Genomic DNA, 12,873 nt, shown 5'->3' with positions numbered 1-12,873 from the left:
TGATCAGCGAGCGATCCGAATCGAGCGTCACTTCTTGAGCCTCCGCGATAGCCATCTCAGAATGTTGCGGAGGTTATATCATGTATATTATATAAGAATATCATAATGCTATGATGCGTTTGCCCTGGAGGTCGCGCAGTCCGTCCGGAACAATGCTATCGAGCGCGTCCTCCCGCCCCGCCGTGCGCGCTGGGCCCCGATCGGATCGAGTTCATCTGGAAGGCGACCAAGCGTGTCATCTCGGCGAGCTTCATCCGCTCGCTCGACGACGTGCGTGGCCAGATCCATTAGGACATGGCGAGGTGTCGCTCCGGGAAGCTCCTATGCCAACTGGCGGATCGAGCGATTCATGGGCACCTTGAAAAACTGCCATCCGGGCAATTTTTCAAGACGCGAAGCGAGAATGCGATTTCCGCTTCGCTTCATTTTCCGTCGCTTAGGCGACCGAAAATCGCGGGGCATACTTGCTCCGCGCGGGCACCTGAATTTTTCAAGGTGCCCTCATGCCCAATGTCGTAAGCCACAAATAATTCCGCGGACGACTATAATTGCGGGCTGCGACGGAGCCTCGATCGTTGCGTGTGACCAAAGAGGCTCTCCGTGAGCGGGGCCGTGCAGCGAGGTCGTTCGGCAAGAGATCGAAGTCTGCTAAGGGTTTTCGCTCATCCCGAATGGGGAGTCGCAATCCTGCGGTGGTTGGCAATGATCTTTCGGCGCATATCGGAGATTAGGGTGACTTGTAATAAGACGGCGGATTTTCTCATCATCGGCGGGGGCATCATAGGAGTGATGATGGCCTGTCAGGCGAAGCGGCGCCACCCGGGCGCCCGCGTCGTGCTTATCGAAAAGGAGAGCCAGCTTGCGCTGCATGCGAGCGGCCGCAATAGCGGGGTTCTGCACGCCGGCTTCTACTATTCAACGGATAGCTTGAAGGCGCGTTTCACCCGCGAGGGCAATGAGCGATTGAGGGCGTACTGCGTTGAGCGCAGCTTGCCGATCAATGGGTGCGGGAAGCTTGTCGTTGCAAACGACGAGACAGAGTTGGAGACCCTCGGCAAGCTGTATCGCCGCGGAAAAGAGAACGGCGTTGACATTCACGAGATTAGCGCTGCGGAGGCGCGGGAAATCGAGCCGAGGATAAAGACCTTCGAGCGCGCCCTCTATTCTCCAACAACAGCTTCAGTCGATCCGAAAGCCGTGATGGATGCCTTGGCGCGGGATGCGGCTGCCTTGGGTGTCGAGTTACGGGTAAATAATGCCTACCTCGAATCTCGAAATGGCAAAGTGGAAACATCTGAGGGATCGTGGTCGGTAGGCTACGTCATTAACGCAGCGGGCCTCTACGCCGATCGCATCGCAAAGGATTTCGGGTTTGGAGAATCCTATGCAATCATACCATTTAAGGGGCTATATCTATATAGCGACGAGCCAGTATCGGCGTTTCGGGCGAACATCTATCCAGTTCCCGATCTTCGTAACCCATTCTTGGGGGTTCATATCACCTTAACCGCGTCAGGTAGGATCAAGATTGGACCGACGGCCATACCCTGTCTCTGGCGGGAACATTATGACGCCTTCCACAATTTCAGCTTCCGAGATCTCAGGGAGATCGTTCCCCGCGAGCTGGGGTTATGGTGGCGCAATGAGTTTGACTTTCGTCGTCTCGCATTCGAGGAGCTGAGAAAGTATTCCCGCAAGCACATTGTCACGCTCGCGAGTCGGTTAGCCACCGGTATCGAGCCAGGTCGTTGTCGGCACTGGGGCGCTCCAGGGATCCGAGCGCAGCTATACGATACGAGGAATCGCAAGCTTGTGATGGATTTTCGGTTCGAGGGCGATGATCGGTCGTTTCATGTGTTAAATGCTGTTTCCCCGGCCTTTACTTGCGCTTTGCCATTCACAGAATTTATGTTTGACCATATTGATGGACTATTGAACAAGTCCGTGCGTGCATCTGGTTACCGCCTACGGCGCCTCCAGAATATCGTGGGAGAGAAGGGTGGAGACCATATGCAAGCGATCGGAGGCGATGGCATGGGCCCGCAGTAGGGTGTTCAATCTGGTCGGTCTTGCCTCTGTTCCGCTCAAGTACTCGTTGTCTGGCGCTACCGGGACGCATATGCGTACAACGTCAATATGTCGCGTGGCTCAAGCCGGCATGACACCGTGAGGGGTGCGGGATCGGAGGGTGCCAAAAACCCTCCGATCGAACTCCCCGCAATCGCAGCCGTCACATGGACATTGCGAGCTTTAGGGAATCTGGGGATGCCGGCCGCCTGAGGAAGAGGTCCGCCGGGGTTTGTCCTCTCGGATGTGGTGGCGGACCGATCGTGCTCCTGGAGGCTCAAGTGGATCTGCTCAATGGTCGATTTGCGCGACCTGGACGTCTCATTGTGTGTGGGGGGCCGTACGTGGGTTAGTTGACATGGCCATTAACGCGGGATTTTGGGTCGGAGTCGCGGTGCTGCCGGTCTGCGCGGCGATGTCGCCGGAGTCGGCGCGGGCTTTTCCAGCGCGCGGAGTGATAGTCGCGGATCTGACATAAACGTCGTACTCACGTGGAATCCGAGGAGTGAGGGCGCTGATGGACGAGGTGGCCGCGGGACAACGCTCGAAAATTGTGCGAGTATTGGAGCCGGGCTCCGTCGGGCTTATCTCGATTTGTGTAAGTGGGGTGGCCGCGAGCAGGCTCTGTTTCAGCCTGGCAAGGCCGCTTCGGCACAGCCGGCGCCGGATCAAGCGAGGGCCTTGCTGAGCAGGCCGCACGAGGACCTGGAGACGGGCTCGATACCGATGGGCATCGGCGGGGAAATCGGCTGAGGTACGAGGTCCGACACGGTGGGTGGCGCTCAGGCTTCGGTCGTGGTGAGTAGGGAGCTGATTCCCGTAACGTACAGCCGCCTATTCGCGATATTGACTCCGTCCTGAAGGCCGGAGCGCCCGTGGCTGAGGCAGAATCCTCTCAGCGGCCTGCGTCATCCACGGAGACTGCCCCCTGTGGGAGGGGGCCGAGACAAGGGGGCGGGCCCGCGCGCGCGCGAGTCGAAACCGGAAGGCGCGCGCACACGCCGGAGGCGTCGCTGCGGGCGGAACATTCGGGAACCTCGCCTGTTCGCGCGGGCCGGCGCAAGAGTGTGCTGGAACACTGCGCATCTAGCGGCCTCCTCGTGTCGAGTAGTGTAATATCGCAGTGCCGTTCCCTTGCATGGCCATGATCTTGAACGGCTTCGACCGGAGGCAGGCGCACAACGACCGCTACTCGTCACGAGTCGAAGTTGGCGGGCCCCGATCATCTGTGTGGTTATCGCGTGTTGCAGCAATCCAAGTCAACTGGGAAGAGGGGCCGACAGCAAGCGTCAGAACTTCCCTTCCGATGGCGAGTGCGTTCTTAGTGCGATGTAAGCGGTCGTCTGCGGCAGCTTCTAAGTTCACACCACGCCTCTTTTCGTTGGCGAAAGCGGCTTCATATTGTCGGTAAAGCGGGCCGACGCCGAGAGATAGAGGCATGTCTTGGTCAGCCGTCAAACTCATCGAGAAAGTATCTGTAATGATTCCCGCATTGCAAGTTGCATCATATCAAGGCGGTACCGACACACGCCTGAACCTGATATTTTTGAGCCCTCCAACTTCGACGCCGCATCCGTCTGTCTTAACGTAGCCTATCTCGGTCGATTCTCGGCGCGCCCGGCGGTCGGCGACACCCGGAATTCAGAAATCAATGGGATACGAGCACGGAATCAACCGCAAGAATGAGTTCTCGCCTCCGTAACCCGCGGAAATTGTGGCTCGCAAGGGGGCAGTTGGTGATTTTCTGCACTGGTGTTTACTTGGACTCTTCGGAGCGGTGTAGGAATTGGAGTCGCCTATTGGCGCCCGAACCGCGTGTCGCATAGGAGAGACGGCCGGGTGCCGCTCGGCCATTCCGCGGTCCGTTACGTGGCTATGGGAGGAGACGTAACTTGTGCCACCGGGTGTTGCCACGTGCATCGTCATTGGGCACGCGCAGGCTTGAGCGCACCAGCGCGTTCGTTGCTCTAATCAGGGTCACCGCGATCTGCCACAGCCGCACCGGCCTGGCCGGGTGCAGTCACTTGCGACGCAAAGGCCTGCCCGCAGCGCCTCTGCTGAGGCCCGCGATGTACGGCCGCAATGATGCGGGCCGTCTGGAACGTGAAGCTGGACGGCTACCATTGGTTCTGATTGGCGTAGAGACATGAAAGAACAGCTCGATCAAGTCATCAGTCTCGCACAGGGAATCTGGGCCTTCCGGTGGCAAGCAGTGGGGGTGGCGTGGGTCGTCGCGCTGGTAGGGTGGGCGGCTTTATATTTCCAGATCGTGCCATCGTATACCGCGACGGCCCAGGTCTATGTTGAAACGGAGACCGTACTCCGGCCGCTCATGGAGGGCTTGGCGCTCGACGTAGACTTCAATAAACAGGTCGACCTCATGGCGCACCGGCTGATGAGCCGGCCCAATCTGGAAAGCGTGGTCGCGGATACAGGGCTGGACGAACGGGGCGGGGAAGTTCTGCCAATGGCGGTCGCCGTAGAGGCGCTCAGGAAGAATTTGTCCTTGACTGCCAGGCCGCCCAGCAGCCGGAACCAGGTCACCTCGAATATCTACAATATCGCCTACGTCAACCCTGATCCGACCGTCGCAAAGCACGTAGTCGAGTCGTTGATCCAGGCCTTCAGGGAAAGGACGCTCGAGGAGATTCGCGACGAGTCCGAGCGGGGAAAGCGGTTTATCGAGCAGCAGATCTCGGAACAGGCGGAGGCGATGGCTGCCGCGGAGGAGAAAGTTCGGGAGTTCCGCCAACGGCACTTGGACATCTTGTCAGGCGAGGGCCAAGGCTTCTTCGACCGATTACATGCCGCGGAGCGTGCCGTCGCCGATGTCGAGAGGGCGATCGACGAGACCACATCGCGCCGCCTCAGCATTCAGCGCGAGTTGGACCGTACGCCTGCCTTCGTTCGCGCGGTCGGTCCGGACGGAAGCTTGGTCCCGACGCCACTAGAGGCGAAGCTGATCGAGCTCAGAGAGACGCTCGCTCAGTTGCGCTTCAAGTATACGGAGTCGCATCCTGATGTGGTCGCCGCGAAGGAGAGCATTTCAAGGGTCGAGGCGGCGATCCGGAGTGGCGATAACCCCGCGAACATGGTTCCCAACCAAACCTATCAGCAGCTCGAGCTGCGGCTGCGACAGACTGGGAGCGATCTCGCGGCTCTCAGAGCGCGGAAGGTAGCGGCGCTCCGTCAGCACGAAGCGCTGGCAGAGCAAGTCGTCACTCAACCGGCTATCGAGGACGAGCTTGCTGGCATGAACCAAGATGCTGCTGCGGCAAAGGAAAGGCTGAGAGACCTCGAGAAGCGGCGTCAGTCGATGGAAACCTTGGAGAATCTCGATCAGAAGAGCCTGCAATTGTACTTCCGCGTCATCGAGCCGCCCAGCGTTCCTGCGGCCGCAGTGCTTGCCGATGTTTGGAGGAAGAAAGTCCGCCTATCCGTCGCTGTCCTGGCAGCCGCTGGAGCAGCGGGAGTTGCATTGGCCCTTGTGCTCCTTCAGCTGCAGTCGCCTATACGGGGTCAACACTCGCTTCGCGGGCTGACCGGCCTACCTGTCTTCGGCGTCGTGTCTCGCTCTCCAACACGAGCGACACTGCTGCGGGAGCGATTCGGCCTAACGGGATGGGCGCTGTCGTTGGTTTTTTTGGTGGTTGCGTTCGGGGCAAACCTGCTGCTCCAAAACGCGTCTCTCTACGGGCCCCATACGGAAATCCATGCGCCCCAAGCTGGCAACGGAAATAGGGATTCCTGAGTTTTAGCGCCGGCTCGGCATACAAGACGAGGTTGGCGTAGCGTAAACCGACATCGGGGGGCGACCTGCCCCGTTTGTTTCTGAAGCACTCCCGAACGAGCAGGTCGCAGGCACTTAAGGGCACCTTGAAAAATTCAAGGTGCCCGCGCGGGGCAAGGATGCCCCGTTTTGGAAGATTGCCCGGATGGCAATTTCTCAAGGTCCCCTGAAACGAGCAGGGTCTTGTTCCCTAGCAAGCGCCGCTTTCTCCGCGCATCTTTGACGCTTTCGAGGCCAATCGACGTCGCGAATTGGAAGGCGGTGGAAGTCGAGTATCGGGCGCTAGTGTCCCCAGGAGACGGAGTTGATCATAGAACTTGACTTTGAGCGCCTGTCCGGGCAAGGGTATCTGACGCCGGCGAGTTCGGCCGGTCAGCTTGTCGAGGAATATCGGGTGATTAAGCGCCGGTTGCTTAAAAGGTCGCGGAACAGCAGTGGCATTACTGGCAGTTACCCTAATCCGGTTTTAGTTACGAGTGCCTTGCCGAAGGAAGGAAAGACCTTCACTGCATTCAATCTGGCGATAAGCCTGGCGATGGAGCGCGATATCTCGGTGTTGTTGGTCGATGCCGATTTAGCGAAGCGATCGCTCTCGGTCTTAACTCGGCTTGAGCGTGCGCGAGGCGTCTATGACCTGCTTGCGGACGAGAAGCTTGATCCGGCGGAAGTGATCGTGGAGACGAATGTACCGAAGCTCCTCCTGATCCCGGCAGGCATGGTGGACACGCATGCGACCGAACTCTTGTCGAGCCTGCGTATGCGCCATATCGTGCAGAATCTGGCGGCGCCACACTCCGGGCGGATCGTGCTGATGGACTCGGCTCCGGTATTGAGCACGAGCCAGGGAATGGCTCTGTATGACCTGGCAGCACAGATTCTTTTCGTAGTCGAGGAGGGGAAGACGGCACAGCAGGCGATAATGGACGCGATCTCGCAATTCGACGAGGACAAGGCTGTCGGTCTTATATTGAACAAGGTTTCGCGTTTTCATAATGCTGGTTATTCGTCGTATTATGGAGAGTACTAGGCTCTCCGGGGGTAATGGCCTCGTTCGCGGTGCTCTGCGGTCGTGTGCCGCAGGTGTTTATTGGGTCGGCCCTTCGGGGGGGCCTCTGATGGGGAGGTGGAGAATGCGCCATTCGGGCAGTCTTTTGGAAGAAGCAAGGCGAAAGTGTTCTTTTCATTCGGTCAGGGTGCCTTGGCTGTTTCAGGCCTTCTAAGCGGAGCGTCGCGGGTACCGGTTTCAGCTTACTGGCTTTTTGGGCATACCACTACGCATGACTCGGCGCACCCTAATCGGCAAGCGGCGTCAGGGCTTGAGGTTTCGATGGGGCGGTGAGGAAGGCCCTCGGAATAATTATCGTAACCGTCAAAAGTGGCGGAACTGTCTGACGTTAGGGGAAGGGAATGGGCCTTTGCCGCCATGTATCGATATGACCACGGGACAGGCAACGATGGCCGTATCTTCATTACAGGCGATGGTCTCTGTGCTGGCAGTGGCGGGAGCGGGGTTCCTTTTTCTTCATTCCACCTGCGAGGCGCAAGCATTTGGGTCGAACGGTGGGATTGTGGCGCCTAGGGGAGATGTCCCGACGACTGCCGGTTTGCAGTTGATAGAAGGTGGTGCGTCGAGGGCGACCACACTGGATGTGCGGACGGGGCCCGATCGGTTCCGCGGGCTAGGTCCTTTCAGAGGCATCGTTGTTGGACGACCGACCACGGGCGGCCAGCGCTTCAGTGGCAAGTATCGGGACGGCGCCTGGGTAGTCGGGCAGGGGCGAAATTCACCGGCCTTCGGTTCCCGCGAGTTATCGACGCCGCCGCGCGCACGGCCCGTGGCGTTCCCGAAGGGCCAAGTGACTGATCTGGTGACGAAACTGGCCCCCGAGTATCGGTTAGAGCCGAGATTGGTACTGGCTGTTGTCGAAGCGGAATCGGATTTTAATCCGGGTGCGCTGTCCGTCGCGGGTGCGCGAGGGTTGATGCAATTGCTTCCTCAGACGGCGAATCGTTTTGGCGTCGCCGATGTTTGGGATCCCGAGGAGAACCTTCGGGGCGGAATGGCGTACCTTCGCTGGCTGCTCGACTACTTCAACGGTGACATTGAGCTTGCCCTGGCGGGCTACAATGCTGGGGAGCAGGCCGTGGTGCGCCATGGCGGCATTCCGCCTTACGATGAGACGCGAGCGTATGTAAAGCGGATAGCCGCTCGACTCGGCTTATGAGCGTCGATCGGTATCGCGACCCTTGGGTGCCTTTGTTCGCGAGAGCGTCGCGTCTAACTCCCGGCGGACCGGTTGCGTTCCGTCGGTGTTTAGCAGCGTGAGGGTGTCCTGGAGCCGACGCCGACGGGTCGAGCTAGCCAGCGGACATGATGGTATTACGCATATCTCCGTTGGTCTGGGTTGCTCGGCGCTGCAAGCGCCTGACGCGCGGTGACGGCTGATGATGCACGGGGCAGAAATCTGTCGGCGTAACCTATTGACTCGGCGAAGTGGGCTGACTCAGGGGCGAAGGTATAGGCAGAGATGGCGGCTCGAACGGCGGCGGGGCGAAATTGGATACGTCCACTTTCTGAGCCCTTCCCTTAGCCTGCGCTGAACTGGTCACGCCTAATCGCGCGGAATCAGCTTGTCGACGCAATCGCCGTTGGTTAAGAGCCGGTAGGCTGAAAAGGCGATGTGCCAAACTCATAGCGGATTCCAAAGAGAACTGCGGATTCATCGTATTCCGAAGTTTCGGTGCTGCCCGTTCCGCGCTGATGCCGAAGCCTGACATTCGCGAATACATTTCGACTCAGGCGCCGGGTTAGTTGAGCTGTGGCGGCGTAATTTTGACTGTATTCGTCTCCACTCGAGAGATCGCGACGTTCGGCTGTCCCAGACACAAGGAAATCGGTGACGCGCGACAATCGTCTGGACCAGGCGATGCTTGCGCCATAATACAGTTGATCCTCTGTCGATCCTGCAACATAGTCTTGGCTGTTCGCGTAGAGACTCCCAACGAGTCTTGATTGACCGCCGACTCGCTCGAGGAATGCCTCTGCACGCCGCTGATAGAAGGGCCCGGTCGATGCCGACTCTGCGCTATTACCGAGACCCACCGCGCCGAGTTCGGCCGAGAGCGGTGCGGTGAGCGTGGCGTTACTTTGGTCGTTATATCCGAAATTTAGCCGCACCCCGCCACGAGTAAGCGGAGTCAAGCGTCGACTCGCGTCGGCCCGGAGAAGAAAAACGGCGCCGCGGTCGCTGCCCTGCTGGTCCAAATAGGAGGCCCCTATCTCGATGGTGGTATCCCCGAGAGGTGTCCGGCTGTCATAGGCAAGAGACATGTCAATGACGTTGAAATCGGCGGATGCTCCACCGAGATCATCGTCATCGTAGCGCACGGCCCTACTAGTTAGATAAGCGGCGGCGGTCTCCGTGGCGCCAAGCTCCTCGACTAGGCCAAGGGTAGCGCGGTAGCTGGTGTTGGAGTTGTCTGCATTTGCGCTGGAGTCGGACGCATAGGTGGCGGCATATCCGGCCCTGGCGCCAGCCGTGAAGGAAGTCGTGGCGGTTAGCGGTAACCGCACGTCCGGTCCAGTGGAAAGGACGAACTGATTCTCCAGATTGCCCGGAGCCTCGGGACCTAATGGTTCCGTTCGGAGTTGTTCCCAGGCCCCGTCGAGGGCCCAGGAGAAGCGTTCGGGGCGCAGGTGGAACAAGAGGTTGCCGCGAATATTCGGACGAAGCTCATCCGCGGCGTTGCCGTGGAGAAATGTCCGGTAACCAAGACGGCCAGCCACCAGGCCCTCGATCGTCGGAGATCGATCCTGGTACGAAAACCCGATAAAGAGTTCAGTTACGAGGTCGGATTGCTTGTCCTTGGTTAGGTTGATGTTATCAGAAAATTCCGTTTCGAGACCGAAGCTTCCAGCAAATTCATAGGCGAAGGTCGGTGGGCTCACGACGAGCGCAGAGGTCCAAAGAAGGACAGCTAGGATGGATTGAAGGATAAGGGAGACATCAGTTCGGGCACCGAGCCCGCGAGGCGCAGCGATCCAAAACCGATGCCCAGCCATCCTGTTGAGCCAACTTCTTCGACCTGATTTACGGGTTCCAATCGTCGGTATCTGCTCAAGATTGGCTGGCGCACGCATAGATCGGGCCGGTGAAGGGTGAGCCGACACCTGAGGCCCAGATTCACCGCTTATCTCTGAATCGTTCCGTATAGTGCCGTTCCATAGCGGAAAGGCGAACTGGAGGCGTCTTTTCTCGATCGAGGCTGTCATCGCGCTATCTTCCGTTCGAAACTGGTTCCTGCAGTTCGCCTCGTGTTTGGCCGCGGCCTGGTGAGAGATACTAGAAGAGCCGCCCTTCTGGGATGATCAATACATCTCCAGGAAGAACTTGGATGTTCTCGGATATGCGGCCTCTGTTGATTAGATCATCCAAGCGAACGCGATAACGCTTCTCCGTGCCGTCGACGTTCCGGATGAGTATGGCCTTGTTGCCATTCGCGAACTCGGTCAGCCCTCCAATGGCGATCACGACATCGAGGACACTCATTCCGTCACGGTACGGTATGGATTGCGGCTCGACGGCTGCGCCGACGACGCGGACCTGTTTGCTGTATAGGCCGACGAAATCGGTTACCGATACTGTTACTACCGGCTTGCGAATGTAAGCGCGAAGTTCTTGTTCGATCTCCCGAGCCAAGCCGGACGCAGTTTTGCCTGCGGCAACGATATCCTCGGCGAGCGGAGTCGTGATCTTTCCGTCGGGACGAACGGGGACGTTAACGATAGAAAGGTCCGGCTCGGCCCAGACGAAGACGGCGAGGGTGTCGCCCGGCGCGATCAGATAATCCGCGCCGGGTAACTGGGCGGTTTGCTCAGGCGAAGAAGTCTCGATGGCATCGTTGGCGCAGCCGGCCAGCAGGGTTCCCAGGAAAACAGATGCGAGGAGTAACAGGAGGGTATGATCTCTAAATGGCTTGCCCATCGAATTTGACTTCATGTCATGGGTCATCGGGATTGGTAACTTCATTGAAGACAGCCCCCAGTCTTCGGTAGCGAAAATACGCTAGGCATCGTCTACATCAATCGATATCTCATCGGATATGGTCATACCGTCGTCCATATACCTCCGTCGGTCTGAGTCGCTCGACGTGACCAGCGCTTGATGCGCCGTCAAGGCGGAGGTGGCACGGCGCGGAAGCATGTTCTCGTAGTCGTCCGACCGGACCGGGCTGTCTAACTCAATGACCGATGGCATGAGCTGTTGGCAACTGGACGCCCGGCCAAGTCGCCGACGGCAGCCGCCGCGCTACTGCCAGTATCCCAGTATCCCCGCCGAGGCGCTGGGCGCGCGAGTCAGCGCAGTGACCTCGAAGCGTTGGTCGAGGCCACGAGTGCACGAAGCGGAAGTCGCCTTTTCGCTCCAGGCCTTGGAAATTGCCCGGATGGCAATTCTCCACTGTCCCCTCAAGTGCGTCGACGGTCCCTCGCGGCATGCCGACTGGCGGCAGCCACGCAGCTCTGAGCGGCAGCCCTCTCTAGGACGCTAACTGGAAGAATGCTTCTTCTGTCGCGTCGGACGCTACAACGCACTCGCCACGCGCCATAAGGGGACAGACACGTCGACGCATCCATCGGCATCGCCACAGCGGTGTCCCGGTGCAATTTGTCGCAACACTACCTAGTTGCGGAACAAGTTTCAAGACCTCCGTCCCCAGTCGCGATAATTGGCTTTGATAACGCTGATCGCACGCACGCCGTAATCCCGTAGCAGCCGTATCGGCCGAACCACCCAGTAGACGATCGCCACCTCGTCGGGAAGCCGGATGAACTCGTAATCCCTTCGGTTCGGCGGCAGCCGTTTTCGGAAATTGAGGACATATGGTTGAAGCCTGTCGCGCCAGCGCTCGCGGATCTTAAAATGGAAGCGCTCCTGCGAAAGATGCGCTCCATGAGTCGCGTCACCCAGATTCATCAGCTTCGACGATACATCGCGCACAAGGATCTCCGTGTCGGCGGACCGCACGCCGGCGAGTTTAAGAGGCGGCAAGGCCGCTCCGAGTACGCGATGGGCTACATGAACTCCAACCGCAAGGATACCCTGATATCCAAGGCGGCTGCTGTCGCGGCGAATCTGATCCCAGTTCATGTCCGGATGCCTGCGTAAGAGTTCAGCGAGGTCGCAAGCCTTACCAAGTTGAACCGGCTTATACTCATGCGCCCAGGCATCTTTCGCTAACTGGATCGCGAGAATAGTTAACATGTCTTCCGGGCACGGCATCCACATGCCGTTACCGCCAACGGCCAGAAATTTAAGTCGGCGAGAAACGGCTTCGAAGTCGAGGTGGACGGCGAACCAATCCGGCGTAAGGCTTCGGTGAAGGTCCACGTGAATTCCGCTGTTCTTGTGGCGAAACGTACATTCCCAGTCGTACTCGACAATCAGTTCGAACCCACATTTGCACAAAGCTCTCTTCGAGCGATTGTAGTCTGACCGGCGGACGAGTAGATCCAGATCATTAAATTGACGATAGCCAATATCGCCATACGCTTGATAAGCCAGCGTCGGCCCCTTGTAGGTTATGCTTCGAATGCCGCTCTTATTGAGGGTGTGACAGAGTCGGTGCAGGTGCGCAGTCAGCAGGAGAGCGTTGGCGGCGTTTGCTTTATATAGGCGCTGTAGACGTGCGCAATATCCGCTTGGAAGCAGGTCCAGGCAATGTTCCTGCAGATTAATGCTCAAAAGGGGCAGGACCTTGTGGTGGAGTGCGCGCTGTAGTAGGTAGTCCCAGTCCATTCGCTGCTGTGCGATCTGTCTGGCGCGCTCGCGGTGCGCAGCCTCCAGTGACGTGCGCGCACAACAAAGGATAAGCTGGTGCTCGGCGCGCAGGGAGCCGGAGCAGCAGGGGCCAGTCGCCTCTTCCGCAATCTGTTTGAGCATCAATCCTCCAATCCGGCTCGGATCCGCCAGGAGACGCTGGTGCTTGGCAGCCGGAAAGACTCTCGGCTTTGGTGC

At 58.6% G+C, this 12,873-nt stretch carries 7 protein-coding genes; 4 read left to right on the top strand and 3 right to left on the bottom strand.

Features of this window, described 5'->3' with window-relative positions; all coding sequences use genetic code 11:
* The first annotated feature begins 732 nt into the window (after nt 1-732).
* The 4 genes from lhgD (at nt 733) to CKO41_RS18595 (ending at nt 8,082) form a co-directional block, all read left to right on the top strand.
* Complete coding sequence (gene lhgD, locus CKO41_RS06680; RefSeq protein WP_200249245.1) at nt 733-2,049, top strand: L-2-hydroxyglutarate dehydrogenase; 1,317 nt, start codon at nt 733-735, stop codon at nt 2,047-2,049.
* A gap of 2,164 nt (nt 2,050-4,213) precedes the next feature.
* Nucleotides 4,214-5,818 carry an XrtA system polysaccharide chain length determinant gene (locus CKO41_RS06675; protein ID WP_200249243.1) on the top strand — a complete coding sequence of 535 codons (1,605 nt, stop codon included), beginning with the start codon at nt 4,214-4,216 and terminating at the stop codon, nt 5,816-5,818.
* A gap of 343 nt (nt 5,819-6,161) precedes the next feature.
* On the top strand, nt 6,162-6,884 hold the full coding sequence (locus tag CKO41_RS06670) for an AAA family ATPase (RefSeq protein ID WP_200249241.1): 723 nt from the start codon (nt 6,162-6,164) through the stop codon (nt 6,882-6,884).
* Nucleotides 6,885-7,713: 829 nt separating this feature from the next.
* Nucleotides 7,714-8,082: a lytic transglycosylase domain-containing protein gene (locus tag CKO41_RS18595; RefSeq protein ID WP_338113696.1), complete on the top strand. Its 369-nt coding sequence runs from the start codon at nt 7,714-7,716 to the stop codon at nt 8,080-8,082.
* 428 nt (nt 8,083-8,510) lie between these two features.
* On the opposite strand, the gene CKO41_RS06660 is transcribed toward CKO41_RS18595, so the two are convergent.
* The 3 genes from CKO41_RS06660 to CKO41_RS06650 all read right to left on the bottom strand — a co-directional run bounded on the left by CKO41_RS06660 (nt 8,511) and on the right by CKO41_RS06650 (nt 12,798).
* Complete coding sequence (locus CKO41_RS06660) at nt 8,511-9,806, bottom strand: porin family protein (protein ID WP_200381626.1); 1,296 nt, start codon at nt 9,804-9,806, stop codon at nt 8,511-8,513.
* A gap of 394 nt (nt 9,807-10,200) precedes the next feature.
* A complete protein-coding gene (locus CKO41_RS06655) occupies nt 10,201-10,869 on the bottom strand; it encodes an XrtA/PEP-CTERM system exopolysaccharide export protein (protein WP_242464019.1) in 669 nt (222 codons plus the stop codon).
* A gap of 687 nt (nt 10,870-11,556) precedes the next feature.
* Complete coding sequence (locus CKO41_RS06650; RefSeq protein WP_200381625.1) at nt 11,557-12,798, bottom strand: nucleotidyltransferase domain-containing protein; 1,242 nt, start codon at nt 12,796-12,798, stop codon at nt 11,557-11,559.
* Nucleotides 12,799-12,873: the final 75 nt, after the last annotated feature.

Origin of the sequence: Thiococcus pfennigii, assembly GCF_016583835.1 — a bacterium.
GTDB classification, from domain to species: domain Bacteria; phylum Pseudomonadota; class Gammaproteobacteria; order Chromatiales; family Chromatiaceae; genus Thiococcus; species Thiococcus pfennigii.
Note: the sequence above shows the minus strand (reverse complement) of the source record. Positions and strands in the feature narration are given on the sequence as shown.

Bases quoted from the DNA above. Each gene is read 5' to 3' on its own strand.
- CKO41_RS06675 (WP_200249243.1), top strand. From the start codon at position 4,214: ATGAAAGAACAGCTCGATCAAGTCATCAGTCTCGCACAGGGAATCTGG.
- CKO41_RS06655 (WP_242464019.1), bottom strand. From the start codon at position 10,869: ATGACCCATGACATGAAGTCAAATTCGATGGGCAAGCCATTTAGAGAT.
- CKO41_RS06650 (WP_200381625.1), bottom strand. From the start codon at position 12,798: ATGCTCAAACAGATTGCGGAAGAGGCGACTGGCCCCTGCTGCTCCGGC.